This is a genomic window from Agrococcus sp. GCM10030265, from assembly GCF_042666675.1.
In the GTDB taxonomy this organism is placed as follows: domain Bacteria; phylum Actinomycetota; class Actinomycetes; order Actinomycetales; family Microbacteriaceae; genus Agrococcus.
The window spans coordinates 1-26,575 of record NZ_JBHTCZ010000002.1 but is presented as its reverse complement, the minus strand read 5'-3'; the positions used below and the strand labels follow the sequence as shown (position 1 = coordinate 26,575).

The 26,575-nt window shown below is 74.0% G+C and carries 25 protein-coding genes; 6 read left to right on the top strand and 19 right to left on the bottom strand.

The features are described 5' to 3' along the window. Nucleotides 1–14: 14 nt before the first annotated feature. The 3 genes from pdxY to ACFQPP_RS04330 are packed head-to-tail and all read left to right on the top strand — an operon-like array spanning nt 15 to nt 2,733. Nucleotides 15–866, top strand: a complete 852-nt coding sequence (pdxY, locus tag ACFQPP_RS04340) for a pyridoxal kinase PdxY (RefSeq protein WP_376915326.1) — start codon at nt 15–17, stop codon at nt 864–866. 34 nt (nt 867–900) lie between these two features. Further along, entirely contained in the window at nt 901–1,878 is a 978-nt protein-coding gene (locus ACFQPP_RS04335; RefSeq protein WP_376915325.1) for a GTP pyrophosphokinase family protein, read from the top strand. Between the two features lie 54 nt (nt 1,879–1,932). Beyond that, nucleotides 1,933–2,733 carry a DNA/RNA non-specific endonuclease gene (locus ACFQPP_RS04330; protein ID WP_376915324.1) on the top strand — a complete coding sequence of 267 codons (801 nt, stop codon included), beginning with the start codon at nt 1,933–1,935 and terminating at the stop codon, nt 2,731–2,733. Here the strand turns inward: ACFQPP_RS04330 and der are convergent, their stop codons facing one another. Genes der through ACFQPP_RS04295 form a run of 7 tightly spaced genes read right to left on the bottom strand, consistent with a single transcriptional unit; the run spans nt 2,734 to nt 9,113 of the window. Continuing rightward, nucleotides 2,734–4,254: a ribosome biogenesis GTPase Der gene (gene der / locus ACFQPP_RS04325; protein WP_376915323.1), complete on the bottom strand. Its 1,521-nt coding sequence runs from the start codon at nt 4,252–4,254 to the stop codon at nt 2,734–2,736. It abuts the gene before it with no gap. Beyond that, a complete protein-coding gene (gene cmk / locus ACFQPP_RS04320) occupies nt 4,251–4,904 on the bottom strand; it encodes a (d)CMP kinase (RefSeq protein ID WP_376915322.1) in 654 nt (217 codons plus the stop codon). The genes der and cmk overlap by 4 nt, the downstream gene beginning before the upstream one ends. Next, the gene (locus ACFQPP_RS04315) at nt 4,901–5,980 is read right to left on the bottom strand and encodes a prephenate dehydrogenase (protein ID WP_376915321.1); all 1,080 of its coding nucleotides are present in this window, start codon (nt 5,978–5,980) and stop codon (nt 4,901–4,903) included. Before ACFQPP_RS04315 ends, cmk begins: the two co-directional genes overlap by 4 nt. Nucleotides 5,981–6,033: 53 nt before the next feature. Further along, a complete protein-coding gene (locus ACFQPP_RS04310) occupies nt 6,034–6,777 on the bottom strand; it encodes a pseudouridine synthase (RefSeq protein WP_376915320.1) in 744 nt (247 codons plus the stop codon). After that, entirely contained in the window at nt 6,774–7,367 is a 594-nt protein-coding gene (gene scpB / locus ACFQPP_RS04305) for an SMC-Scp complex subunit ScpB (RefSeq protein ID WP_376915319.1), read from the bottom strand. The genes ACFQPP_RS04310 and scpB overlap by 4 nt, the downstream gene beginning before the upstream one ends. Then, a complete protein-coding gene (locus ACFQPP_RS04300) occupies nt 7,357–8,217 on the bottom strand; it encodes a segregation and condensation protein A (protein ID WP_376915318.1) in 861 nt (286 codons plus the stop codon). Before ACFQPP_RS04300 ends, scpB begins: the two co-directional genes overlap by 11 nt. A gap of 8 nt (nt 8,218–8,225) precedes the next feature. Then, nucleotides 8,226–9,113, bottom strand: a complete 888-nt coding sequence (locus tag ACFQPP_RS04295) for a ParA family protein (protein ID WP_376915317.1) — start codon at nt 9,111–9,113, stop codon at nt 8,226–8,228. A 184-nt stretch (nt 9,114–9,297) separates the two neighbouring features. Here ACFQPP_RS04295 and ACFQPP_RS04290 point away from each other — a divergent pair, with 184 nt between their 5' ends. After that, nucleotides 9,298–9,555 carry a DUF3253 domain-containing protein gene (locus ACFQPP_RS04290; RefSeq protein ID WP_376915316.1) on the top strand — a complete coding sequence of 86 codons (258 nt, stop codon included), beginning with the start codon at nt 9,298–9,300 and terminating at the stop codon, nt 9,553–9,555. Between the two features lie 93 nt (nt 9,556–9,648). On the opposite strand, the gene ACFQPP_RS04285 is transcribed toward ACFQPP_RS04290, so the two are convergent. Then, nucleotides 9,649–13,116 (bottom strand): TM0106 family RecB-like putative nuclease, encoded by a 3,468-nt coding sequence (locus ACFQPP_RS04285; RefSeq protein WP_376915315.1) that lies wholly within the window; start codon nt 13,114–13,116, stop codon nt 9,649–9,651. Nucleotides 13,117–13,209: 93 nt separating this feature from the next. Between ACFQPP_RS04285 and ACFQPP_RS04280 the strand changes: the two genes are divergently transcribed. Then, nucleotides 13,210–13,803: a DedA family protein gene (locus ACFQPP_RS04280; RefSeq protein ID WP_376915314.1), complete on the top strand. Its 594-nt coding sequence runs from the start codon at nt 13,210–13,212 to the stop codon at nt 13,801–13,803. Nucleotides 13,804–13,816: 13 nt separating this feature from the next. On the opposite strand, the gene xerD is transcribed toward ACFQPP_RS04280, so the two are convergent. The 11 genes from xerD to ACFQPP_RS04225 form a co-directional block, all read right to left on the bottom strand. Next, complete coding sequence (gene xerD / locus ACFQPP_RS04275; RefSeq protein WP_376915313.1) at nt 13,817–14,710, bottom strand: site-specific tyrosine recombinase XerD; 894 nt, start codon at nt 14,708–14,710, stop codon at nt 13,817–13,819. Between the two features lie 11 nt (nt 14,711–14,721). After that, a complete protein-coding gene (locus tag ACFQPP_RS04270; protein WP_376915312.1) occupies nt 14,722–15,345 on the bottom strand; it encodes an NUDIX domain-containing protein in 624 nt (207 codons plus the stop codon). Further along, a complete protein-coding gene (locus tag ACFQPP_RS04265; RefSeq protein WP_376915311.1) occupies nt 15,342–17,012 on the bottom strand; it encodes a CTP synthase in 1,671 nt (556 codons plus the stop codon). The genes ACFQPP_RS04270 and ACFQPP_RS04265 overlap by 4 nt, the downstream gene beginning before the upstream one ends. 54 nt (nt 17,013–17,066) lie before the next feature. Continuing rightward, entirely contained in the window at nt 17,067–18,761 is a 1,695-nt protein-coding gene (gene recN, locus ACFQPP_RS04260; protein ID WP_376915310.1) for a DNA repair protein RecN, read from the bottom strand. Continuing rightward, on the bottom strand, nt 18,758–19,669 hold the full coding sequence (locus ACFQPP_RS04255; RefSeq protein WP_376915309.1) for an NAD kinase: 912 nt from the start codon (nt 19,667–19,669) through the stop codon (nt 18,758–18,760). The genes recN and ACFQPP_RS04255 overlap by 4 nt, the downstream gene beginning before the upstream one ends. Nucleotides 19,670–19,704: 35 nt before the next feature. Further along, entirely contained in the window at nt 19,705–20,520 is an 816-nt protein-coding gene (locus tag ACFQPP_RS04250; RefSeq protein ID WP_376915308.1) for a TlyA family RNA methyltransferase, read from the bottom strand. Continuing rightward, nucleotides 20,517–20,645 (bottom strand): hypothetical protein, encoded by a 129-nt coding sequence (locus tag ACFQPP_RS04245; RefSeq protein ID WP_376915307.1) that lies wholly within the window; start codon nt 20,643–20,645, stop codon nt 20,517–20,519. Before ACFQPP_RS04245 ends, ACFQPP_RS04250 begins: the two co-directional genes overlap by 4 nt. A 58-nt stretch (nt 20,646–20,703) precedes the next feature. Further along, a complete protein-coding gene (locus ACFQPP_RS04240; RefSeq protein WP_376915306.1) occupies nt 20,704–21,480 on the bottom strand; it encodes an isocitrate lyase/phosphoenolpyruvate mutase family protein in 777 nt (258 codons plus the stop codon). A gap of 54 nt (nt 21,481–21,534) precedes the next feature. Then, nucleotides 21,535–22,500, bottom strand: a complete 966-nt coding sequence (locus ACFQPP_RS04235; RefSeq protein ID WP_376915305.1) for an NAD-dependent epimerase/dehydratase family protein — start codon at nt 22,498–22,500, stop codon at nt 21,535–21,537. A 299-nt stretch (nt 22,501–22,799) separates the two neighbouring features. Continuing rightward, nucleotides 22,800–23,783 (bottom strand): HAD-IIA family hydrolase, encoded by a 984-nt coding sequence (locus tag ACFQPP_RS04230; protein ID WP_376915304.1) that lies wholly within the window; start codon nt 23,781–23,783, stop codon nt 22,800–22,802. After that, nucleotides 23,780–25,192 (bottom strand): hypothetical protein, encoded by a 1,413-nt coding sequence (locus ACFQPP_RS04225; RefSeq protein ID WP_376915303.1) that lies wholly within the window; start codon nt 25,190–25,192, stop codon nt 23,780–23,782. The genes ACFQPP_RS04230 and ACFQPP_RS04225 overlap by 4 nt, the downstream gene beginning before the upstream one ends. Between ACFQPP_RS04225 and ACFQPP_RS04220 the strand changes: the two genes are divergently transcribed. Further along, nucleotides 25,142–26,575 (top strand): hypothetical protein (locus ACFQPP_RS04220; RefSeq protein WP_376915302.1); only part of this gene is annotated, 1,434 nt, incomplete at its 3' end. The two genes, ACFQPP_RS04225 and ACFQPP_RS04220, sit on opposite strands and share 51 nt — an antisense overlap.

Genomic DNA, 26,575 nt, shown 5'->3' with positions numbered 1-26,575 from the left:
GGGACGATCGGAGGATGAAGATCCTGTCGATCCAGTCGTCGGTCGCGTACGGCCACGTCGGCAACTCGGCCGCCGTGTTCCCGCTGCAGCGGCTGGGGCACGAGGTGTGGCCCGTCTCGACGGTCGTGTTCTCGAACCACACGGGCTACGGTGCCTGGCGCGGGCCGCTGCTGCCCGCGAGCGACGTCGCAGACGTCATCCTCGGCGTCGAGGAGCGCGGCGCCCTCGCGCAGGTCGACGCCGTGCTCTCGGGCTACCTCGGCGGCGAGGCGATCGTCGACGTCGTCGTCGACGCCGTGCAGCGCACGAAGGCCCTCAACCCCGCCGCGACCTACACGTGCGACCCCGTGATGGGCAACGCGCGGTCGGGCTGCTTCGTCGCGCCCGCCATCCCCGCCCTCATCCGCGAGCGCGTCGTGCCGCACGCCGACGTCATCGCCCCGAACCAGTTCGAGCTCGGCTTCCTGACGGGCACCGAGCCCTCGACGCTCGAGGAGACGCTCGAGTCGGTCGACCGCGCCCGCGACATGGGGCCGCGCACGGTGCTCGTGACGAGCGTCGAGCGCCCGGACCGACCCGAGGGCACCATCGAGACGCTCGTCGCCGACGACGAGGGCGCGTGGATCGTGCAGACGCCCTTCCTGCCCTTCAAGGCCAACGGCTCCGGCGACGTCACGGCCGCGCTCTTCACGGCGCACTACCGCACGTCGGGCTCGGCATGGGATGCGCTCGAGGCGACGGTGTCGAGCGTGTTCGACCTGCTGCAGACGACGCTCGACTCCGGCGAGCGCGAGCTGCGGCTCGTCGAGGCGCAGGACGCGTACGCGCACCCGCGTCGTCAGTTCGAGGTGCGCCAGGTCCGCTAGGGTCGGCGCACCGCATCCCGAGAGGAGCTCCCTCGTGCCCCAGCCGATCGAGGCCGTCCGGCGCGCGTACGCGACGCGCGCCGATGCGTGGGATGCCGCGATGGGCATGGTCGAGGGGTGGCTCGACGAGCGCGCGGACGCGCTGCTCGCCGACGCCGACCGCATGCGGCTCGTCGTCGTGCCCGGCCGCATCAAGGACGAGGCGCGCACGCTCGACCGGCTCACGCGTGCCGTGACCGAGCTCGAGCTCGCCGACGTCACCCCCGAGCAGGTCGAGGAGCTCGTGCGCGACGTCGTCGGCGTGAAGGTGCTCTGCAAGTCGACGCGCGACCAGACGCTGCTGGCCGCCGACGTCACGGCGGCGCGGGCGCGCGGCATCCAGGTCGTCGAGGTGCGCGACTACGTCGCCGAGCCGAAGCCCTCCGGCTACCGCGCCATCCACATGCTGCTCGACGTCGACGTGCCGACGCCGGCCGGCGCGACGGTCGTGGCCGTCGAGGTGCAGATCAAGACGCGCGTGCAGGATGCGTGGGGCGAGCTGACGCACGAGGATCTCTACAAGCCGGGTGGCGGGCTGCGCCCGAGCGGCTTCCACCGGTCGGTGGGGCGCACGATGGCGAACCTGCTCGCCGAGGTCGACCGGCTCGCCGACGACCTCGCGGGCGAGTTCGACGTCGCCACGGCGGAGCCCGCGTCCGAGCGTCCGCGCGGGGAGTCCGGGCGCATCCCGATCCGCGACGTCACGGTGCGCTCGACGGGGCCGCGCTACGCGCTCGCCGTCGACGCCGAGGGGCGGCAGGGCCTCATCCCCGCGTTCGCGGTGCGGGCCCTCGCCCCGACCGACGGCCACGTCGACGTCGACGCCTTCGTGCCGGAGGGGGCGACGCTGCTCGCGCGCGTCTTCGAGGACGAGCGCGGGCTGTACTACCTGCCGGTGGCGCTGCCCGAGCCGAGCGCGGCAGCCGTGCCGGGCGGCGAGGCGTCGGGTGACCGGGTGGCGAGCGACGCGTGACCGGTCGGCGACGCGCACGCGCGCCGTCGCACGTCGCCCGTAGCATCGCCCACCATGGCGAACCCGAAGGCCCCCACCGGCTACGACCCCCGATTCCTCGGCATCGCCGTGCCGGCGCCCGTGCCGGTCGACGACCCCGACGCACCGGTGCTCGACTACCAGCACTTCTCGGTCACGATGCATCGCGCCCGCAGGCTCGCGTGGTCGGTGGCGTGGTCGATCGACGGCCTGCGCCTCTTCCCCGACATCCCCCGCGAGCGGGGCTTCTTCGCAGACGAGCGGCTGCCGCTCGACGAGCAGACCACCGACGCGGTCTACGCCCGCAACGACCTCGACCGCGGTCATCTCGCCAGGCGCGCCGACCTGCTGTGGGGCAGCCTCGCGCAGGCGAGGGCCGCCAACCGCGACTCGTTCTGCTTCACGAACGTCACGCCGCAGCACGCCGACTTCAACCAGGCTGGGCGCGGTGGCGCGTGGGGCGAGCTCGAGCACGCGGTGCTCGACCTCGACGGGCTGCACGAGCGCCGCGTCGTCGTCTTCGCGGGCCCCGTCCTCGATCCGGGCGACCCCGAGTACCGCGGCCTCGTGCGGCTGCCGCGCGAGCACTGGAAGGTGGTCGTCTACCGCCTGGGCGACGCGGTGCGCGCGCGAGCGTTCCTGCTGGCGCAGGACGTGTCCGACGTGCAGCCGGCATACCTCGACGGCTTCGAGACCTACGAGGTCGCGCTCGACGACCTCGCGACGCGCACGGGGCTCGACCTGTCCGGCATCCCGCTCGGCACGCGTTCGCGCAGCCGCACGGCGACGCCGTCGACGCCGCGGGTCATCGCGAGCGTCGACGACGTCGACTGGTGACTAGCGGCGCTCGCGCCGCTCGCGCACCCGCACGTTCACCTGGATCGGGCTGCCCTCGAAGCCGAACTCCTCGCGCAGTCGCCGCGTGATGAAGCGGCGGTACTGCGGGTCGAGGAAGCCCGTCGTGAACAGCACGAAGGTCGGCGGACGCGTGCCCGCCTGCGTCGCGAAGAGGATGCGCGGCTGCTTGCCGCTGCGCACCGGGTGCGGGTTGGCTGCGGCGAGCTCGGCGAGGAACGCGTTGAGCTTGCCCGTGGGGATGCGGGTGTCCCAGGAGTCGAGCGCGGTCTCGAGCGCGGGCACGAGCTTCTCGAGGTGGCGGCCCGTGCGCGCCGAGATGTTGACGCGCGGCGCCCACGCGACGTGGTGCAGATCCTGCTCGATCTCGCGCTCGAGGTACTTGCGGCGCTCGTCCTCCAGCTGGTCCCACTTGTTGAAGGCGAGCACGAGCGCACGTCCCGACTCGAGCACGAGGTCGACGATGCGCACGTCCTGCTCGGACAGCACCTGCGTGACGTCGAGCAGCACGACCGCGACCTCGGCCTTCTCGAGCGCCGCCTGCGTGCGCAGCGTCGCGTAGAAGTCGGCGCCCTGCTGCAGGTGCACGCGACGGCGGATGCCCGCGGTGTCCACGAAGCGCCACACGCGCCCGGCGAGCTCGATCTGCTCGTCGACGGGGTCGCGGGTCGTGCCCGCCATCTCGTTGACGACGACGCGCTCCTCCCCCGCGGCCTTGTTGAGCAGCGACGACTTGCCCACGTTCGGGCGGCCGAGCAGCGCGACGCGGCGCGGGCCGCCGATCTCGACCTTCGCCACCGCCGACTCGTCGGGCAGCACCTTCATCGCGGCGTCGAGCAGGTCGGCGACGCCACGGCTGTGCAGCGCCGACACCGGGTACGGCTCGCCGAGGCCGAGGCTCCACAGGCTCGACGCCTCGAGGTCGCGGCGGGTGTCGTCGGCCTTGTTGGCGACGAGCAGCACGGGCTTCGCCGACGAGCGCAGCATCCGCACGACGTGCTCGTCGGTCGACGTCGCGCCGACGGTGACGTCGACGACGAAGAGGACGGCGTCGGCGAGGTCGACGGCGATCTCGGCCTGCTGCGCCACCGAGCGGTCGATGCCGCGCGCGTCCGGCTCCCAGCCGCCCGTGTCGACGACCGTGAACGCACGACCCTCCCACTCGGCGCGGTAGGTGACGCGGTCGCGCGTGACGCCGGGCGTGTCCTCGACGACGGCCTCGCGGCGGCCGAGGATGCGGTTCACGAGCGCCGACTTGCCCACGTTCGGGCGGCCGACGATCGCGAGCACCGGCAGCGCCGGCAGGGTGATGACGTCGTCCTCGCCGATCTCGGCGCCGAGCAGTGCGGCGTCCTCCTCGTCGAGGTCGTAGTCGGCGAGGCCTGCGCGCAGCGAGGCGACGCGCGCCTCCTCGAGCGCGGCGTGCTCGTCGAGGTCGGTCGGGTAGGCCTGCACGACCTCGACGTCGTCGAGGCCGTCGTTCTGGGGCTGATCGGTGGTCATGCACGCTCCTGCGCTCGGACGAGCTCGACGACCGCGGCGACGGTCTCGTCGAAGTCGAGATGGGTGGAGTCGACGAGCGTGACGCCGGGCGCCGGCGTCATGAAGTCGACCACCTGGTTGTCGGATCGGTCGCGCGCGCTCAGGCGCTCGGCGACGCCCTCGGCGTCGCCCACGTCGCCGATGCGGCGGCGGATGCGCACCGCCTCGTCGGCGGTGAGCAGGATGCGCACGTCGGCGTCGGGGGCGACGACGGTGGTGATGTCTCGGCCCTCGACGACGATGCCGGGTCGGGCGTGAGCGATGAGTGCGCGGAAGCGCACGTTGACGGCCTCGCGCACCGCCGGCACGCGTGCGACGCCGGAGACGGCGCCCGAGATGCGCTCGGTGCGGATGGCGTCGGTGACGTCGACGCCGCCCACCGAGAAGCGCTGCGCCTCGCCCGAGACGTCGACGGCGTAGTCGAACGCGTCGAGCACGCCCAGGACGTCGGCCTCGACCTCGGGGTCGAGGCCGCGCTCGAGCACGAGCCACGCGAGCGAGCGGTAGGCGGCGCCCGTGTCGAGCAGGTGGAACCCCAGCTGCTGCGCGGCGACGCGCGCGACGGACGACTTGCCCGAGCCCGCGGGCCCGTCGATGGCCACCGTGGTCACGAGACCACCGCCCAGCCGCGCGCGTCGAGCGCCTCGAGCAGGCGCTGCTCGGTCTCGGGGGCGATGAGGATCTCGGCGACGCCGAACTGCGCGCCCTCGGCGTGCTCGAGCCGCACGTCCTCCATGTTCACGTTCGCGTCTCCGATGTCGGTCATGAGCCTGGCGAGGTGGCCGGGGCGGTCGTCGACGCGCACGGCGATGCGCGTGAAGCGCGACCGCTGCCCGTGCTTGCCGGGCAGGCGCTCGACGCCGGCGCGACCGTCGGCGAGCACGTCGGCGAGCGTGCGTCGCGCACCCTCGCGGTCGACGTCGTCGAGCGCGTCGACGAGCCGATCGAGGTCGCCACGCAGCGCGCGCAGCTGCTCGGCGACCGCGGGCGCGTTCGCCGAGAGGATCTGCACCCACAGCCCCGGGTCGCTCGCCGCGACGCGCGTCACGTCGCGCACGCCCTGGCCCGCGAGACGCAGCGCCTCGTCGGCGGCGTGCTGCAGGCGCGCGGCCATGAGCGTCGAGACGAGCTGCGGCACGTGGCTCACGGTCGCGACCGAGCGGTCGTGCTCGTCGGGGTCCATCTCGATGGGGATGGCGCCGAGGTCGAGGATGAGGTCGTCGACGACGCTGCCGCGCGCGTAGGAGATCGCGTCGTGGTCGGCGATGACCCACGGGCGGCCGACGAAGAGGTCTGCACGGCCCGCGAGCGCGCCCGATCGCTCGCGCCCGGCCATGGGATGCGTGCCGAGGTAGCGTGCGACGTCGGCGCCCGCGGCGCGCAGGTCGGCGAGGATCGGAGCCTTGACGCTCGCGACGTCGACGACGATCGCGTCGCGGTGCGCGTCGAGCTCGCGCGCGACGACGTCGGCGGTGACGTCGGGCGGCACGGCGACGACGACGAGCGCCGGCGCGTCTCCCGCGGCCGCAGGGCGTCCCGCGCCGTAGTCGGCGGCGAGGCGCACGGCCGTCGGGCTCACGTCGGCGAGGCTCACGTCGACCCCGAGGCGCGTGAGTCCCATCCCGATCGACGATCCGAGGAGGCCGGTGCCGACGATGCGCACGGGTCCGCGGAGTCGATGGGTCACCGGTCAATGGTAGGCGACGCGGCGCATCCGGCTCGACGCGCTCCGCGCCCGCCTCACCGTGCGAGCCGCAGGATCGCCCCGCGCTCCTCCTTCGTGAGCTCCCTCGTGGCCCCGGAGGCGAGCGTGCCGAGCGTCAGCGGGCCGAAGCGGCGTCGCACGAGCTCGATGACGGGGTGGCCCACGTGGTCGAGCATGCGGCGCACGATGCGGTTGCGCCCCGAGTGCAGCGTGATCTCGAGCATCGACGCCTGCCTGCCCGGCGTCCCGAGCACGCGGGCGCGGTCCGCCGCGATGAAGCCGTCGTCGAGCTCGAAGCCGTTGCGCAGCGTGCGCACGATGCGAGAGTCGACGCGGCCGGCGACCTTCGCGACGTACGTCTTCTCGACGCCGAACGACGGATGCGCGAGCACGTTCGCGAGCTCGCCGTCGTTCGTGAGCAGCAGCAGTCCCGACGTGTCGAAGTCGAGCCTGCCGACGTTGTACACCCGCTCGTCGAGGTCCGCGACGTACTGCGTGAGGTCGGGGCGTCCGCGGTCGTCGGCCATCGACGACACGACGCCCGTGGGCTTGTTGAGCATGACGTAGCGCTTCGAGACGTCGAGCTGCACCGGCGTGCCGTCGACCGTCACGCGCGCGTCGGGCGTGATGCGGGTGCCGAGCTCGGTGACGACGCGGCCGTCGACCTCGATGCGGCCATCGACGATCATGTCCTCGACGACGCGGCGGCTCGCGACGCCCGCGGCCGCGAGCACCTTCTGCAGTCGCTCGCCCTCGGTCGGCTGGTCGTGGTCGGTCACGCGTCGTCCTCGTCGGAGTCGGGCAGCAGCGGCGAGATGGGCGGCAGCTCCTCGATGGAGCCGAGGCCCAGCTGCTGCAGCAGCAGGTCGGTGGTCTCGTAGTGGATCGCGCCCGTCTCGGAGTCGGTGAAGGCCTCCGTCACGAGGCCGCGGCCGAGCAGCGTGCGCACGACGGAGTCGACGTTCACGGCACGGATGGCTGCGATGGCGCCGCGCGTGATGGGCTGCTTGTAGGCGATGACCGCGAGCGTCTCGAGCGCCGCCTGCGACAGGCGCGTGGGCGTCTGCGTCAGCACGAACCCCTCGACGTCGGCGTCGTACGCCGCGCGCACGTACATGCGCCACCCGCCGCCGACCTCCCGCAGCTCGAACCCGCGCTCGGGGCCGTCGCCCTCGCCGTCGTAGTCGGCGCGCAGCGCCGCCACCGCATCCCGCACCCTGGCGACGGGTGCGCCGAGCGCGCTCGCGAGGTGCACGACGCCCTGCGGCTCGTCGGCGACGAGCAGGATCGCCTCGAGGCGGCGCTGCAACGGCAGGTGCGCGCGGTCGGGCGTCGCGTCGACGGATGCCTCGGCTGCGTCAGTGGTCATAGTCGGCTCCCAGGGTGCTCAGCTGGTCGTCGCGGAAGTCGTGGCCCGTCCACGTGATCGAGAGCTCGCCGAGCGGCTCGACCTGCTCGAATCCGAGCGCCCCTCGACGGTACAGCTCGAGCACGGCGAGGAACCGCGCGACGACGACGCCGCGGCTCTCGGCGCCCGCGACGAGCTCGCGGAACGTGCGCGTGCCCGCGCCGCGCAGCACGGAGACGACGTGCGCCGCCTGCTCGCGGATCGAGACGAGCGGCGCATGCAGGTGGTCGAGACCGACGGTGGGCACCTCGCGCGGCGTCATGGCGAGCAGCGCGAGCGCAGCGAAGTCGTCGGCGGACAGCGTCCACCGCAGCTCGGGCGCGCGCTCGCGGAAGCGCTCCTCGAGGCGCACCGAGCGGGCGTGCCGCGTCGACTCCGCCGTCAGACGCTCGTCGAACCAGGCCGCGGCGCCCTTGAACGCGCGGTACTGCAGCAGGCGCGCGAAGAGCAGGTCGCGCGCCTCCAGCAGCGCCACGTCCTCGGCGTCGACGACCTCGCCGGCGGGCAGCAGGCTCGCGACCTTCAGGTCGAGCAGCGTCGCGGCCACGACGATGAACTCGCTCGCCTCGTCGAGCATCCCCTCGCCCTCGAGCGTCGACAGGTACGCGATGAAGGCGTTCGTCACCTCGCCGAGCGCGATCTCGGTGACGTCGAGCCTGCGGTTGCCGATGAGCGTCAGCAGCAGGTCGAACGGGCCGTCGAAGTGCGCCTGTTGGATGCGGAAGCCCGACGCGTCGTCGGCGACCGCGTCGTCGGCGACCGCGTCGTCGGCGACCGCGTCGTCGGCGACCGGCGCGGCGGGCTCGCTCACGCGCGGGCTCAGGCGACGGCGCCGCGCGCGATGAGCTCGCGCGCGACCTGGCGGTACGCCTCCGAGGCGGCGTGCTCCGGCGCGTACTGCGTGATGGGGCGGCCGGCGACCGACGCATCCGGGAACTTCACCGTGCGCCGCACCACCGTCTCGAGCACGGAGGGGCCGAAGGCCTGCACGACGCGCTCGAGCACCTCGCGCGAGTGCAGGGTGCGCGAGTCGTACATGGTCGCGAGGATGCCGTCGAGGCGCAGCGCCGGGTTCAGCCGGTCCTGCACCTTGTCGATGGTCTCCTTCAGCAGCGCGACGCCGCGCAGCGCGAAGTACTCGCACTCGAGCGGCACGAGCACGCCGTGCGCCGCCGTGAGGGCGTTGACCGTCAGCAGGCCGAGCGACGGCTGGCAGTCGACGAGGATGAGGTCGTAGTCGTCGGAGACCTGTCGCAGCACGCGTGCGAGGATCTGCTCCCGCGCCACCTCGCTCACGAGGTGCACCTCGGCGGCCGACAGGTCGATGTTCGCCGGGATGACGTCGAGGCCGTCGACGCTCGAGCGCTGGATGGCCTCGCGCGTGTCGCGCTTCGACGACAGCAGCAGGTCGTAGATGGTCGTCGCGTCGTGGTTGTCGATGCCGAGGCCCGCCGACAGCGCGCCCTGCGGGTCGAAGTCGACCGCGAGCACCTTGCGGCCGTACTCGGCGAGCGCCGCGCCGAGGTTGATGGTCGTCGTCGTCTTGCCGACGCCGCCCTTCTGGTTGCACATCGCGATGATGCGCGCCGGGCCGTGGCTCGTGAGCGGCTGCGGCACGTCGAATGCGCGCAGCGGCCGACCCGTGGGGCCCATGGCGGGTGCGTCGAGGCCCGGCAGCGCCGCCGCCTGCTTCGTCCTACCGCTCATGCGTTCGAGTCTAGGCGCGCGTCCGACGTGCGCCCCGCAGCCCCGACGGGCGTGTATCTCAACCACTGGTCGAGGGTTTGCGGGCATCGCGGGAGGCTGACGGATGCGGGAGCGGCGCCTCCCGAGCGGCGACGCCGCCTCGCAAGCCCTCGCACGACGTCCACGGATGCGGGAGGCTCGCATCGTGACCCGAGACGCCGAGCTCGAGCGCACGATGCTGCGCCTCGTCGACGAGCGCGCGCCCGACCGCACCATCTGCCCGAGCGACGTCGCACGCGCCGTGGGCGAGCCCGACTCGTGGCGCGACCTCATGGATGCGACGCGCGCCGTCGCCGCGCGCCTCGCCGACGCGGGCGAGGTCGAGGTCACGCAACGCGGCGCCGTCGTCGACGTGCGCACGGCACGTGGCCCCGTGCGCATCCGGCGACCGCGCATCGGCTGACCGCGCATCCGCTGACCGCGCATCGGCTGACCTCGCATCCGCTGACCGCGGCAGCGCACGGCCGGGTGCGCGCGGGCACGCGACGGCCTGCGCTCAGCCGCGGCCCGTGAGCCGCAGGAAGCCCGACAGCTGCGCGAGCCCGTCGGCCCTGTACGGAAGCGCGTCGGCGATGCGCGGCGAGTGCACGACGTACGCCGCCCACTGCGCCCGCGAGATCGCCACGTTGATGCGGTTGCGCTGCAGCACGAACTCGATGCCCCGCGGGGCGTCGTCGGCGCTCGACGCCGTGAGCGAGACGACCGCCACGACGGCCTCCTGGCCCTGGAAGCGGTCGACCGTGCCGACGCGCGTCTCGTGCAGGCCTGCGGCGTCGAGCGTGCGGCGCAGCAGGTCGACCTGCGCGTTGTACGGCGCGACGACGATGACGTCGGCGGCGCCCAGCGCGCGCGGCTCGTCGGCGACCGAGGGGTCGAGCCACGTGCGCCCGAGCTGCTCGCGCACGATCGCGACGACGGCCTCGGCCTCCTCCGCCGACGTGACGGCGTTGCCCTCGTGCGCGACGTCGACGACGTGCACGCCGGGCGCGGCGCCCTCGAGCATGCGGCGCGTGGCCGCGGACGCCGACCGCAGCCGACCCTCGTACGACAGCGCCGAGACCGACGCGCACAGGCTCGGATGCATGCGCCACGACTCGGAGAGGAAGACGCCGAGCCCGGCGGGCAGCACGTCGTGGCCGTGGGAGAGCCACCCGAGCGCCGATGCGTCGATGGGCTCGGGGTGGTGCCCCTGGCTCACCTGCGGCAGCTGCTGCGGGTCGCCCAGCAGCAGCAGCCGGTCCGCGGAGACCGAGCAGGCGATCGTGTCGGCCAGCGAGTACTGGCCCGCCTCGTCGACGACGAGCAGGTCGAGCGCGTGCCTCGGCACCTGCTCGGCGTTCGCGAACGTCCACGCGGTGCCGCCGAGGATGCGGCCGCCCTCCCCCGCGAGGAACCCGGCGATCTCGCGCGTCTGCAGCGCGACGCCGGGCACGGTCGTCGCACCCGTCTTCGGCCGCTTGCCGATCCGGTCGGCGGGTACGCCCAGGTCGATGGCCTTCTGCAGCAGGTGCTCGACGACGTCGTGCGACTGCGCCACGACGCCGATGCGCCATCCGCGCTCGACGAGGGCGCGCAGCACGGTGGCGCCTACGTGCGTCTTGCCCGAGCCCGGCGGGCCCTGCACCGCGAGGTACGAGCGATCCATCGCCACGAGCGCGTCGACGATGCGCTCGGCCGGCGTGCCCTCGGTCGGCACGCCTCCTGCGATGCGGGGCGGCACGCGCCGCAGCACGTCGAGCACGGGGTCGACCACGCGCTCGGGCGAGCGCGCCACGCGCTCACCCCACTCGAGGATGGCGGCTCGCTGCCTCGTCGTCGGGATCGGCCGCGGCGGTGCGAGCGCGACGGGCAGCGCCGACCACCCCGTGCCCGTCGGGTCGCGCTCGTCGAGCTCGACCGTCCAGGTGCCGGCGTCCTCGCGGGCCTCGACGACCGAGACGCCCGAGTGCGCGCGATGCGCGGCGGGCGCGGCGTCCTCGCCGAAGGGCGCGGGCGAGGCGTAGATGGCGAACGGCGCGTCGCCTGCCGACAGACGGCTGCCTGCGAGCATCGGGCCGACCATGCGCAGCCGTCGGCGCAGGTGGCCGCGCGCGGGCATCGCCCAGCCCTCGACGACCTCGACCGCGACGTCGGTCGGCGCGAGCACGTCGCGCTGGTCGCGCCACTCGTCGACGTGCGCGAGCAGACGATCGAAGTGCTGCACCCAGTACGCGACGTCCTCGCGGCGGTGGTACTCGACCGCGGCCGCCGCGAGGGCGATGGCGCGCGCCTCGTCGTCGCGCTCGTCGGCGGGCACGCCCTCGATGCGCGCGCGCAGCCGCGCGTCGACGGCGTCCTCGCGGGCGTCGAGGCGCTCGGAAGCGGGCGCCTCGACCTCGACGCGGCGCCACCGCGGCACGCCCTGCTCGTCGGCACGCGTCGCGAGCCAGTCGCGCAGCCCCTTGGTCGCGGCGCAGTCGTACCGGTTGTAGTCGCCGATCTCGGCGAGCAGCGCGTTCGCGGCGGCATCGTCGCCGTCGCCGCGCAGCCTGCCGACCTCCTCGTAGGCGACGATGGATGCCCCGCCGTCCTTCACGGCGCCGTCGCGCAGGCGGTCGCCCATGAACAACGGCTCGAGACGCTTCAACGAGTACGACGACTCCGAGATGCGCACGGCGCCGCGCACGATCGGATAGAGGTCGACGAGCAGGTCGGCGCGCAGGATGTCGTCGACCTCCTCCTCGCGGACGCCGTGCCGCGCCGCGATCGCGTGCAGGTGCGTGCGCTCGTAGGGCGCGTAGTGGTAGACGTGCAGATCGGGCCAGCGTCGGCGGCGGGCGGCGAGCCAGTCGAGGAAGTCCTCGAGCGCCGTGCGCTCCTGCGCGAGGTCGTGGGCCCAGAAGGCCGTGAAGACCTCCTCGCCCGTGTCGTACGTCGTCGCGCCGAACAGGTAGTCGATGCCCCAGTGCGCGCCACCACCCCACCACAGCGGATCGCCCTCGAAGTCGAAGAAGACGTCGCCGGGGCTCGGCTCGGGCAGCCGCGCGAGCGGAAGGCGGTCGAAGACGGTGTACGCGACGCCCGACGCGGGTGCCGCGAGCTGCATGCGGGCCTGCAGCCGCAGCGACGCGAGGGGCGCATCGCCGATGCCTGCCACCCTCCCCTCGGAGCGGGCGAGCGCGTCGATCGTCGCGATGCCCGCCGCGCGCAGCCGTTCGCGCTGCGTCGAGCGCAGACCGGCGACGAGCAGCACGTCGCGCGTGCGCTCGACCTCGAGCGCGCACGTCGCGCACCGGCCGCACTGCCGCACGTCCGGCGCGTCCCACGGGATGGGCCCGGAGGCGGCCAGCCGCTCGGCGAGCTGCCTGCGCATGCGGGCGACGCGCGCCGAGAAGACCGGCAGCACGTCGACGAGCCGATGGGTCGTCGTCTCGCCCGTGCCGAGCATGAGGTGCACGTCGTCGTGCACGGGCACCCCCTCGCGCCGCAGCTCGAGCGCGTACGCCGCGAGCTGCAGCAGCGCCGTCGTCTTCGCGCTGCGCGCGAGCTTCGCGTCGTACACCGCGTACGCCCACGAGCCGTCGGCAGCCTGCTCGTGCACGAGGAAGTCGGCGAAGCCCATGAAGCCCGTCGCCTCGTCGAGGAACGTGGCCTGGAAGACGACGTCGGCCCCCTCGCGCATCGCGGCGAGCGACGCGTCGCGCGCGGCGCGCAGGCCCGCGAGCGTCATCGGGTCGGGCCTCGCGATCTCGACGACGCGGAGGCCGGGCTCGCGCGCGGCGCGATCGCGGTACGCCTGCAGGATGCGCTCCTCGTGCGCGTCGCCCAGCCGCCCGGCGCGAGCGAGCATCGGATCGTCGGGCTCCTCGACCCGGGGCACCCGGTCGAGCCTCGCGTCGAGCGCGCGCAGCATCGCGAACTCGCAGTCGCTCGCGGCCCGCAGGTCGCTCGCGCTGTGCAGCAGGAGGCCGTCGCGCAGGAACACGGTCGTCACGCTATCGGCGACCGCCGACAGCCTGTCACGCGCCGGCCATCCGCAGGTCATGCGCGCCGCGTACCGTCCCGAGCGAGGAGGCGCATGGACTCGGTCGTCGACGCCGTCGTGGCGCTCGCTGCCTCGCCGTGGGCGCTGCTCGTGCTCGCGTGCCTCTGCGTCGTCGACAGCATCGTGCCGCCGCTGCCCACCGAGTCCGTCGTGATCGCGCTCGTCGTGCTCGGTGCCACGGGCGGCGGGCCGCATCCCGTCGCCATCGGCGCGACGATCGCGCTCGCCGCGACCGCAGGCGACGCGCTCGCCTACCTGCTCGGCCGTGCGCTCGCGCGGCGTCGCCTGCTGCGCATCCGACGCGTGCGCACGCTCGCGCGGCAGGCATCGACGCTCCTGCGCCTCCGCGGCGCCTCCGTCGTCGTCGCCGCGCGCTTCGTGCCCGGGCTGCGCGTCGCCGTCAACGCGACCGCGGGTGCCGTGCGGATGGATGCACGGGCGTTCGTGCCGCTCATCGCGACCGCCGCGACGCTGTGGGCGACGATGACGGTCCTCATCGGCCTCGGCGCCGCGTGGCTGCTCGGCGACTCCCCCGTCCTCGCCGCCGGCATCGGCATCGCCGTCGGGCTCGCGGTCGGGCTCGCGATCGACGCCGTGCTGCGTCGCCGCGGCGTCGCGTCCTCGTGAGGGCCGCGGCTCGCTACCGGCGGGCCCGCGGATGCGCCGTCGTGTACATGTCGCGCAGGGTGTCGGCGGTCACGCGCGTGTAGATCTGCGTCGTCGCGACGCTCGCATGCCCGAGCAGCTCCTGCACGACGCGCACGTCTGCGCCGCCCTCGAGCAGGTGCGTCGCGAAGGAGTGGCGGAAGGTGTGCGGCGACACGCGCTCGACCTCGGCCTCCGCCGCGACGCGCTGGATCGTCGCCCACGCCGCCTGCCGCGACAGCCGCCCTCCCCGAGCACCCAGCAGCAGCGCCGGGGTGCCGCGCCCGGCGGTGGCGAGCAGGGGCCGCGCGCGCACGAGGTACGCGTCGAGCGCGACGCGCGCGTACGACCCCACGGGCACGAGCCGCTGCTTGCCGCCCTTGCCCGTCAGCCGCAGCAGCTCGTCGTGCGCGTCGTCGACGTCGAGGTCGCACACCTCCGAGACGCGCGCGCCGGTCGCGTACAGCAGCTCGAGCAGCGCGCGGTCCCGCAGCCCCAGCGGATCGTCGCCGCCCGCGTGCTCGAGGATGCGCGCCATCTGCGCGATCGTCACGGCCTTCGGCAGCGGCATCGCCTGCCTGGGCGGCCGGTGGTCGTGCGCGACGTCCTGCTCGACGAGCCGCTCGTCGAGCAGGAAGCGGTGGAGCCCGCGCACGGCCGACAGCTGCCGCGCCACGCTCGACGCCGCAAGGCCGCGGTCGGCGAGGGATGCGTGGAACGCCTGCACGTCGGATGCGTCGATCGCCGCGACCTCGTCGCGCCCGCGCGCCGCGAGCACCCCGAGGTAGCCGTCGAGGTCGCGCCGGTAGGCGGCGAGCGTGTGGCGCGAGAGCCCGCGCTCGATCGTGAGCTGGCGCAGGTAGCGGGCGACGGCGTCCGCTGGCCGCATCGCGCCGATCCTCAGCGCTCGGGTCGCGCGGGCCGGTGCCAGTCGAACGGCACGTCGGCGGGCGCGGGCGCGCCGCCGCGGGCGCGCATCGCCTCGTAGGCGAGCACGGCGGTCAGCATCGTCGCGTTGTGCAGCCGCATCGAGAGCGCGGCGTCGACGACCTCGGCGAGCGGCACCCAGCGCACCTGCATCTCGGCCTCCTCGTCCGTGCGCGCGAACGTCTCGGACGCATCCGACACGTCGGTCGCGAGGTAGATGCGCAGCACCTCGCTCGAGCCCCCGCCCGAGGTCGAGATGTCGCACAGCACGCCCCACGTCGCGGCGACGGTGTCGGTCTCCTCGGCGAGCTCGCGCTGCGCGCCCACCAGCGGGTCCTCGCCCTCGACGTCGAGCAGCCCTGCCGGCAGCTCCCACATCGTGGCGCCGACGGGGTGGCGGTACTGGTGCACGAGCAGCACCTCGTCGCGCTCGTTGACGGCGAGCACGGCGACGGCGCCGGGATGGTCGAGCAGGTCGCGCACGATCGTCGAGCCCGAGGGCAGGTCGACGGTGTGGCGCTCGACGTCCCACACGCGCCCGGAGAAGACCGTCTCGCGGTGGGCGACGGGGAGGCTGCCGAGCGCGTCCTCGATCATGCGCTCGCCGCCTCGGCGCCCGACTCGGAGTCGACGTCGAAGAGCTTCGACGCGCGCTGGCGCTCGAGCGACGCCTCGACCAGGCCGCGGAAGAGGGGATGCGCCTGGTTCGGGCGGCTGCGCAGCTCGGGGTGCGCCTGCGTCGCGATGTAGTACGGGTGGCCGGGCACCTCGACGTACTCGACGAGATGGCCGTCCGGCGACGTCCCCGAGAAGGCGAGGCCCGCCTCCGCCAGCTGCTCGCGGTAGTGGTTGTTCACTTCGTAGCGGTGGCGGTGCCGCTCGTGCGAGACGGGTGCGTCGTAGACGCGCTCGGCGAGCGAGCCGGGCGCGAGGGCCGCCTCGTACAGCCCGAGGCGCATGGTGCCGCCGAGGTTGCCGCCGTGCACGTGGGCCTCCTGCTCCGCCATCGTCGCGATGACGGGGTGCGGGGTGTCCTCGTCGAACTCGCTCGACGACGCGCCCTCGATGCCTGCGACGTTGCGCGCGTACTCGATGACCATGCACTGCAGGCCGAGGCAGAGACCCAGGGTCGGGATGTCGTTCTCGCGAGCGAACCGCAGGGCGCCGAGCTTGCCCTCGATGCCGCGCACGCCGAAGCCGCCGGGCACGCAGATGCCGTCGACGTCGGAGAGCTGCTGCGCGGCGCCCTCGGGCGTCTCGCACTGGTCGGAGGCCACCCAGCGGATCGTCACGGCCGTCTGGTTGGCGAAGCCGCCCGCCTTGAGCGCCTCCGTCACCGACAGGTACGCGTCGGGCAGGTCGATGTACTTGCCGACGAGACCGATGGTGACCTCGTGGCGCGGGTGGTGCACGGCATCGAGCACCGGCTGCCAGCGGCTCCAGTCGACGTCGCCCGCCTCGAGGCCCAGCTGCTCGATGATGTAGTCGTCGAGGCCCTGCTCGGTGAGCATCGTCGGGATGTCGTAGATCGAGGGCACGTCGACCGCGTTGACGACGGCGCGCTCGTCGACGTCGCACATGAGGGCGATCTTCGTGCGGTTCGACGCGCTCACGGGGCGGTCGGAGCGCAGCACGAGCGCGTCGGGCTGGATGCCGATGGAGCGCAGGGTCGCGACGGAGTGCTGCGTCGGCTTGGTCTTCTGCTCGCCGGATGCGCCGAGGAACGGCACGAGCGACACGTGCACGAAGAACACGTTCTTGCGGCCGAGCTCGTGGCGCACCTGCCGCGCTGCCTCGATGAACGGCTGGGACTCGATGTCACCGACCGTGCCGCCGATCTCGGTGATGATGACGTCGGGCTGCGGCACGTCGTGCGACTGCAGGCGCATGCGGCGCTTGATCTCGTCGGAGATGTGGGGGATGACCTGCACCGTGTCGCCCAGGTACTCGCCGCGGCGCTCCCGCTCGATGACGCGCGAGTAGATCTGGCCGGTCGTGACGTTGGCGGCCTGCGACAGCTCGATGTCGAGGAAGCGCTCGTAGTGCCCGATGTCGAGGTCGGTCTCGGCCCCGTCGTCGGTCACGAAGACCTCGCCGTGCTGGAACGGGTTCATCGTCCCGGGATCGACGTTCAGGTACGGATCGAGCTTCTGCATCACGACGCGGAGCCCGCGAGCCGTGAGGAGATTGCCGAGCGAAGCGGCCGTGAGGCCCTTGCCCAGGGACGAGACGACGCCGCCCGTCACGAAGATCTGCTTGGTCACCCGGGAATCGCTCGCCACGGACTCCCACCCTATCCGACGGAGGCGGTGCGGCGGTCAGGCGCGCGTGCGCGGCGTGGCGCGCGCGTCGGCCAGCAGCTCGGCGGCGTGCGCGAGGGCCGTGTCGGATGCCGTGCCCGCGAGCATGCGCGCGAGCTCCGAGACGCGGGCGTCGTCGGCGACCGTCTGCACGCTCGAGGCCGTCACCGAGCCGTCGGTGGCCTTCACGACCGTGATGTGCCGGTCGGCGAACGCCGCGACCTGCGCCAGATGCGTCACGACGATCACCTGCGCGTGCTGCGCGAGCGCCGCGAGGCGCCTGCCGATCTCGATGGCGGATGCGCCACCCACGCCCGCGTCGACCTCGTCGAAGACGAAGGTCGGCACGTCGTCTGCTGCGAGCGCGACCTCGAGCGCGAGCATGACGCGCGACAGCTCGCCGCCCGACGCGGCCTTCGCGACGGGCCGCGGCTCGGCACCCGGATGCGGTGCGAGCAGGATCGCGACGTCGTCGCGGCCGTGCTCGTGGTGCTCGTCGCCGGCCGTCACGGCGATGCGCAGCCGCGCGTCGGGCATCGCGAGCGCCCGCAGCTCGCCCTGCACCCGCTGCTCGAGGTCCTCCGCTGCCGCGGTGCGCAGCGCGGTGAGCCGCGTCGCGAGCGCATCCGCTGCGTCGCGCTCCGCCGCGATGCGCTCCTCGAGCTCGACGGTGCGCTCGTCGTCGGCGTCGAGCTCGACGAGGCGCAGCGCGCCGAGGCGGCCGTGCTCGAGCGCCGCCTCGATCGAGCCGTGCCGGCGCACGACGGGTGCGAGCGCCGCACGGCGATCCTGGATCTCGTCGATGGGTCGCTCGGGCTGCTCGAGCGTGTCGGCGTATCGCGCCAGCTCGGTGGCGGCCTCCTGCACGGCGGCCTCGGCATCGGTGAGCAGCGCGAGCGCCTGCGCGAGGGCCGCGTCGTCGCGCTCCCCGCGCTCGACGAGCCTGCGGGCCGAGCCTACGAGCGTCGTCGCGTCGATGCCGTCCTCGCCGGAGAGGGCCGCGTGGGCCTCGGCGACGAGCGCACGCAGCGACTCCACGTGCTCCAGCCGGTGCGCGAGGGCGTCGAGCTCGGCGTCCTCCCCCGGCTGCGGGTCGATGGCCTCGAGCGCCTCCAGCTCGGTGCGCAGCTCGTCGGCCTCGCGACGGCGCGCGTCGCGTTCGTCGACGATCGTCGCGAGCTCTCGTTCGGCCTCGCGCCAGGCGCGCAGGTGGCCGCGGTACTCGACGAGCAGCGCCCCCAGCTCGCCGCCCGCCGCGCGGTCGAGCGCCGCGAGCTGCGCCTGCGCGCCGCGCAGCCGCTGCTGGTCGGACTGCCCGTGCACGGCGACGAGCGCGTCGGCGAGCGTCTGCAGCGACGCGGCGGGCACGTTCGCCCCGCCGATCTGCGCCCGGCTCCTGCCCTCGCGCGACACCGAGCGCGCCACGAGCAGCTCGCCCTCCTCGACGACGCCGCCCGCATCGTCGATCGTCGCGCGGTCGGTCGCGTCGTCGAGCATCCACACGCCCTGCACGGCGGCGCGGTCGTCGCCCGCACGGATGAGGCCGGCGTCGGCGCGCGCGCCGCGCAGCAGCGCGAGCGCCTGCACGACCATGGTCTTGCCCGCGCCCGTCTCGCCCGTGATGGCGGTGAAGCCGGGGGCGAGCTCGAGCACGGCGTCGTCGATGACCCCGAGGCTGCGGATCGCGAGCTCGTCGAGGCGGGTCCGCGTCACGAGCCGCTCCTGGCGGCATCGCGCCAGCCCTGCACGGGCAGGTCGAACTTCGCGACGAGCCGGTCGGCGAACGGTGCGGGGTTCAGGCGCGCGAGCCGCAGCGGCGTCTCCGAGCGCCGCACCTCGACCCGCGCGCCCTGCGGCAGGTCGACCGAGCGGCGCGAGTCGCACCACAGCACGGCGTCGCTCGTCGAGTGCGGCGACACCGTCACGCACATGATCGACTCCGGCGCGACGACGAGCGGACGCGTGAAGAGCGCGTGCGCCCCGAGCGGCACCATGAGCATGACCTGGGCCGTCGGCCACACGATGGGCCCGCCCGCGGAGAACGAGTACGCCGTGGATCCCGTGGGCGTCGCGAGCAGGACGGCGTCCGTGCCGAACGACGAGATCGGCCGCCCGTCGACCTCGAGCAGCGCCTCGATCATGCGGCCGGCGCCGTGCTTCTCGATCGCGGCCTCGTTGACGGCCCACGTCCGTGCCACCTCGGCGCCGTCGATGACGACGCGCACGTCGAGCGTCAGCCGCGACTCCACCTCGTAGCGACCGGCGACCGCATGCTCGACGACGGCCTGCACGTCGGCCACCTCGGCCTCGGCGAGGAAGCCGACGTGGCCCATGTTGATGCCGAGCAGCGGCGCGCCCGTGTCGCGCTGCAGCTCGGCCGCGCGCAGGATCGTGCCGTCGCCGCCGAACGTCACGACGAGCTCGATGTCCTGCTGACCCTCGGGCTCGTATGTGTCGACGACGGCGGCCTCGGGAGCGTGCGCCACGAGCGCGTCGCGCTCCTCGGCGATGAGCACGGGCGTCACGCCCGCGTCGACGAGGCGGCGGCACACGCTCGATGCGGTGCGCAGCGTCTCGACGCGACCCGGGTGGAACACCACGAGGAAGCGGCGCTCGCTCATTCGCCCTCCATCCGCATCCGATGCAGCATGCCCTCTCATTCTGTCGGACCGGGCGCCCGTGCGTCGTCGCCCGCGCTGCGCGCGAGGATGTCCGGCAGTTCTCCGAGTCGTTCGGGATGCGCCGCGCCCGCCCGCAGGTGCGCGAGGTACTCGCGGTTGCCGTGCGTGCCCACGACGGGGCTCGCCGCGATGCCCTGCGTGCCGAGGCCGAGCGCCCATGCCGTGCCGAGCACCTGGCGGATGGCGTCGGCCCGCGCGTCCGGATCGTCGACGATGCCGCCGCGCACCCGGCCACGCCCGACCTCGAACTGCGGCTTCACGAGCACGAGCCAGTCGGCGTCGGCGGTCGCGACGGCGTGCACGGGAGGCAGCACGAGCGTGAGCGAGATGAACGAGACGTCGGCGACGACGAGCGAGGGCTGCGGCTCGAGCGGCGGTCGCAGGTCGCGCACGTTCACGCCCTCCAGCAGGGTGATGCGTGCGTCGAGCGGCACCTGGAACTGGTCGTGGCCGACGTCGAGCGCCGTGACGTGGCGAGCGCCTCGTGCGAGCAGCACCTGCGTGAAGCCGCCCGTCGAGGCGCCGACGTCGAGCGCGTCGCGGCCCGAGGGGTCGACGTCGAACGCGTCGAGCGCCGCGAGCAGCTTGCCCGCCGCCCTGCTCACCCAGCCGTCGTCGGCGACGTGGATGCGGGCATCCGGCCCCACGGGCTCCGACGGCTTGGTCACGGCGCGCCCGTCGACCGTGACGGCCCCGGCTGCGACGAGCCGCTGCGCATGCGTGCGGCTGCGGGCGAGGCCGCGCGCGACGACCGCCTGGTCGAGCCGCTGCGATGCGTCGCGGTCGGTCACGATCCGGCGAGCGCGGCCTCGAGCCGATCGTGCAGCGCCGCGAAGGCCTCGGCGCGGCGCTCGAGCGGCTGCTCCTCGATGAGCTCGATCTCGTCGAGGAGGCCTGCGCTGGTGTCATCGGTCACGGTGCCAGGGTACCGACGCGGTGGCGCCCCGCGGGGAGGCGCCACCGCGTCCGCTGCGTCAGTTGAGCGGGCGGAAGCCGGGCAGCTCGCCGTGCGCGAGCGCCGTCTCGGTGAGCTCCTGCAGCGCCGTCAGCGCGACGCGCTGCGAGATCGGGCCGAACGAGACGCGCGCGACGCCGAGCTCCTGCAGCTCGTCGAACGACGGCGTGCCGGGCACCGCGATCGTGGTGAGGCGCTGCGTGCCGAACGCGTCGACGAGCGTGACCACCTCGTCGCGGGTGAGCGGCCCGGGCACGAAGACGACGGGCGCGCCGGCGTCGAGGTAGGCGCGGCCGCGCTCGACGGCGTCGGCGACGACGACGTCGCGGTCGCGGTCGCCGCCGAGCACGAAGGCGTCGGTGCGGGCGTTCAGCACGAAGTCGGGCACGCCCGCGTCGCGTGCGACGCGCATGATGGCCTCGACCTGCGCCGCCGCCTCGTCGAGGGGCTTCAGCTGGTCCTCGACGTTGGCGCCCACGACGCCGAGCTCGATCGCACGGCGGATGGTCTCGGGCGCGTCGCCGTAGCCGCCCTCGAGGTCGGCGGAGACGGGCAGGTCGGTCACGGCGACGATGCGGCGCACCATGTCGAGCATCTCGTCGAGGGGGATGTTCTCGCCGTCCTCGTAGCCGAGCGTCGCGGCGATCGAGTGGCTGGCGGTCGCGAGCGCCACGGTGCCCTGGGCGCCCGCGACCGCGGCGGTCGAGATCGGATCCCACACGTTGACGACCTTCAGCAGTGCGGGGTCGCGGTGGAGGCGCAGCAGGTCGGAGGCGCGCGTGGCGGTGTCGGTCATGGTGGTGGTTCCCTCTCGTGGTGGTCTGATGCGTGGATGGGTCGGGTGGATGCGTCAGCCGGTCAGCGCGGCGATCGCCGCGAGCTCGTCGTCGCGGCCGATGCCGCTCGCACGCTCGCGTCCGACACCGCGGGCGCGCTCGTCGTCGACGACGTCACGGGCGGTCTCGGCGGTGGGCCGCAGCGCCACGCCGTCTGCGCGAAGAGCGGCGTTGGCGCGCGCACCGAGCCCCGCGTGGCCGGCGGGCAGCCAGAGCGCGAGCGAGCGCGGCCCGGCCCACGGCTGCACGTCGACGCGCGCCAGCTCGGCGTCGCTCGCGTGCACGACGGGTCCCGCGTGCCCTGCGGCGCTGCGGATCTCGTCGACGAGCGCGTGCAGGGTCGTCGCGTCGCCGACGGCGTCGCGCACGCCCACGACGCCGCGCGTGCCGAGGGCGAGCACCGCATCGGCGAGGTCGCGCACGTCGATCACCTGGGCTGCGACGTCGGAGGCGGGGACGAGCAGCGGCCCGTCCCCTGCGAGCGCCGCGCGTGCCGCCCACGAGCCGTAGCGGTCGCTCGGGTCGCCTGGGCCGACGATGAGACCGGGACGCAGGACGAGGAGGCGCGCGTTCAGCGCGCGCTGCATCGTCTGCTCGATCGCGACCTTCGCCCTGCCGTAGTCGGCAGGGTCGTCGAGCGGCTCGAGCAGCTCGGCCGACTCGTCGGCGCCCGGCTCGTCGTGCGCGGCGTAGACGGAGATCGTCGACACGAGCGTCCAGTGCCGTGCGCGGTCTGCGAGCGCGGCGGCGGCGGCCTCCGCGTGCGCCGGGATGCGCGTGACGTCGACGATCTCGTCCCACTCCCCCGTCGCCCCGTCGAGCGCCGCGACGCCGGCGTCGCGATCGGCCTGCAGGAGCGAGGCTCCCTGCGGCACCCCGGCGCCGCGTGCGAGGCACGTCACGTCATGGCCCGCTGCGACGTGGGCGGCTGCGATCGCGTGGCCGAGCCACGCGGTGCCGCCGAGGATCAGGACGCGCATGATGCGAGCATGGCACTGCGGGCGCCCGCATCGCACGGCCTTCGCCGCGGGCGAACGCGGCCCGAGCGCTCGGGCGCGGCACGCGTCTCGCGAGCGCCGCGGACGGCGCGGGCGACAGGCTCGGCCGCGCCGACCGATGGTCGGATCACGCCGCCGCGGCCAGGTCGCCCGCGTGCAGCCGCCGCTCGGTCACGCGCAGCCCCGGTGGGCGGCCTGCGACGTGGAGCCCGGCGAGCCGTGCCTCGCCGACGACCGCGCGCGGTGGGACGCGGCGGGACGCTCGGGCGACCCCGGGTGCGTCAGCGCGCGAGCTGCGGATCGATGCGCAGCGCCGAGGCGCCGCGGTCGGCGGTGAAGACGGCGTGCGCGGCCGCGCGCAGCGTGTCGGCACCCTCGCCGGCGCGCACGAGCGCGACGTCGGCACCGAGCCTGCGCACGGCGGCACGGCCGACCTCGACGTACGTCGCACCCGTCGAGCGCTCGAACGTCTCGCGCGTCTCGGGGTAGTCGACGAAGAGCTCGCGCAGGTCGGCGACGATGCGGGTCGGCCGGTCCTCGGCCGTCGCCGTCAGCACCGACGCAGCCTGGTCGATCCCCGTGAGCACGAGCACGCTCGGGATGCCTGCGCGGTTCGCGCCACGGATGTCCGTGTCGAGCCGGTCGCCGACCATGATGGGCGAGCGAGCGCCGATGCGCTGCACCGCGGCCTCGAAGATCGGCGTCTCGGGCTTGCCAGCCACCTCGGGCATGCGCCCGACGGCCGTGTGCACCGCCGACACGAGGGTGCCGTTGCCGGGGGCTATGCCCCCCGCCTGCGGGATCGTCCAGTCCATGTTCGTCGCGACCCACGGGATGCCCCGGTGCAGCGCGAACGTCGCCTCGGCGAGATCCTTCCAGCCGACATGGGGCGCGAACCCCTGGATCACGGCGACCGGCTGCTCCGCCGCCGTGCGCACCACACGATAGCCGCGCGCCTCGAGCTCGACCGTGATGCCGTCGCCCCCCACCACGAGGATGGGATCGCCCGGCTGCGCGTGCGCCGCGATGAGCGGCATCGCCGCCTGCGGGCTCGTGACGACCTGCTCGGGCGCCGTGGGGATGCCGAGCTGGGAGATGTGGTGCGCGACCTGGGCGTCGGTGCGCGACGCGTTGTTCGTCAGGTACAGCACCGGCTGCCGGATCGCACGGATCGCCTCGATCGCGTGCGGCACGGCCTCCGGCCCCGCGTACACGACGCCGTCGAGGTCGAGCAGCACGGCGTCGACGCCGTCGAGCAGCGTCATGCGCGCGTGCCGCCGTCGGTCGCGTCGGCGTCGCCCGTGCGGTCGGCCTCGGGGGCCTCCGCGGCGTCGGCGGCGTCCGTGCCCACTGCCTCGTCGGCGTCCGCGCCGTCGACGACCGACGCGTCGGCCTCGTGCGCGGGCGCGTCCGGCTCGACGTCGCTCGCCTGCGCGGCCTCGGCGTCCGCGGCCTCCGCCGCCGACTCCCCCGCATCCTCGGGATCGACGTCGAAGAGCGCGTCGGGCTCGTCGACGACGTCGCCGTGCGTCGTCCCGACGAAGGCGCCGGCGAGCAGCTCGTCGACCTCCGCCTCGATCGCGGCAGCGGACGTGTCGATCGGCTCGTCGTCCGCCGGCGCGGCCTCGGCAGCGCCACCCTCCGGCTCGGAGTCCGTGCCGGCGTCCGAGTGGCCGTCCGAGTCGCCGTCGCGCGACGACGACGCGTCGGGCGTCGACTCGACGTCCGGCTCCGACGCCATGTCCGCAGCCTGCGCGAGCGCCGGCTCGGCGTCGTCCACCGCGTCAGCATCAGCGTCAACATCCGCGTCAGCGTCAGCGTCAACATCCGCGTCAGCGTCAGCGTCAACATCCGCGTCAGCGTCAGCGTCAACATCCGCGTCAGCATCAGCGTCAACATCCGCGTCAGCATCAGCGTCAACATCCGCGTCAGCATCAGCGTCCGCGTCAGCGTCCGCGTCAGCGTCAGCGTCCGCGTCAGCGTCAGCGTCAACATCCGCGTCAGCAACCGCATCCTGGTCGCCGTAGCCGCGCTCGTCCTCGTCGTCGACCTCGATGCGCTCCTCGATGACGCGCACCGTCTCGGTCTCACCCGGGTCGGCCGCGGCCTCGAGGGCGTCGATCGCCCGGTCGGCGAGCGCGATCCACTCCGCCGCCTCGGACTCGTTCCCGAGATCCTCGAGCACCGTCGCGTACGCGGCGAACAGCGCGGGGCTGTACGAGTGGGCGACGTCGCGCTGCAGCTCGGGGATGCGCAGCTCATCGAGCGCCGCCTGCGTCTGACCGAGATCGAGGCGCGCACCCGAGCGGGCGATGGCGAGCTCGACGCGCACGGGCGTCGGCAGCGTCGAGGCGTCGACGCTGCGAGACAGCTCGAGCGCCTTCTCGGGGCGACCGAGGCCACGCTCGCAGTCGACCATCAGCGGCAGCTGCTCGTCGCTGCCCGTGATGCGTCGGAAGGTGCGCAGCTCGCGCAGCGCGAGCCCGAAGTCGCCGAGGTGGTACGCGGTGATCGCGAGCGTCTCGCGCACGACGCCGATGCGGCCGGCGCGACGCGACGCGGCGAGCGCGTGCTGGTGCGCCGACTCCGGGTCGTCGTCGAGCAGACGCTCGACCATCGCGAGGTGGCGCGCGACGACGTCGGCGTTCTCCTTGTCGAGCGTCTTCAGCTGCATGCGGGCCTCGCCTGCGAGGTCGGATGCCTCGACGTCGGCGGGGATCAGCGGCGCGTCGAACTCGTCGCGCACCTGCCGGAAGCTCTCGCCCGTGCCCGTGCCACGCAGCCCGTGCTCCTCGCGGCCGGGGCGCGCCGCCTCGCGGTGGGGACGCTCGGACGAACGACGGTCGTCATCCCGGCGAGGGCTGCGGTCGTCGCGCTGGAACGGACGACGCTCACCGTCACGCTGGGGACGGTCGGACGAACGACGGTCGTCATCCCGGCGAGGCGCGCGCTCGTCGCGCTGGAACGGACGACGCTCCCCATCGCGCTGGGGGCGACGGTCGTCGTCACGGCGCGGGCCACGGTCGTCACGCTGGAACGGACGACGCTCACCATCACGCTGCGGGCGGTCGAACGAACGACGATCGTCGTCACGGCGCGGGCCACGGTCGTCACGCTGGAACGGGCGACGCTCACCATCACGCTGCGGGCGGTCGAACGAACGACGATCGTCATCACGGCGCGGACCACGGTCGTCACGCTGGAACGGACGACGCTCACCATCACGCTGCGGGCGATCGAACGACCGACGGTCATCGTCACGGCGCGGGCCACGGTCGTCACGCTGGAACGGGCGACGCTCGCCATCACGCTGGGGACGACGCTCGTCGTCCCGACGCGGGCCGCGGTCGTCGCGCTGGAACGGACGACGCTCACCATCACGCTGCGGGCGATCGAACGAACGACGATCGCCATCACGCTGGGGACGATCGAACGAACGACGGTCATCGTCACGGCGCGGCGCACGGTCGTCACGCTGGAACGGGCGACGCTCTCCGTCACGCTGGGGACGACGATCGTCATCACGGCGCGGACCACGGTCGTCACGCTGGAACGGACGACGCTCACCATCACGCTGCGGGCGATCGAACGAACGACGATCGTCCTCCCGCCGCGGGCCACGGTCGTCACGCTGGAACGGACGACGCTCACCATCGCGCTGCGGGCGGTCCGACGCACGGCGATCGTCATCGCGGCGCGGACCGCGGTCGTCGCGCTGGAACGGGCGACGCTCGCCATCGCGCTGCGGACGGTCCGACGGGCGCCGGTCGTCGTATCCGCGCTGCCCGTCGCGACGAGGGCCGCCGCTCTCGGGCGACCAGCGGCGCTCACCATCGCGGCGCGGCCCGCGGTCGTCGCCGCGGTTGGGGCGACCGTCGCGGTCGTCACGCTGACGCGGGCTCGAGCCGTCGCGTCGTCCTCCAGAGGGCCGGCCTCCAGTCGGCGATCCGTCACGTCGACGATCGCGGTCCGAGCTGTCAGCCACTGCATTCCTCCTGGAAAAGCGAAAAGGGGCCCCAGCGTCGTGGCTGGGGCCCCTTTCGAAAAGAAGTCCGGC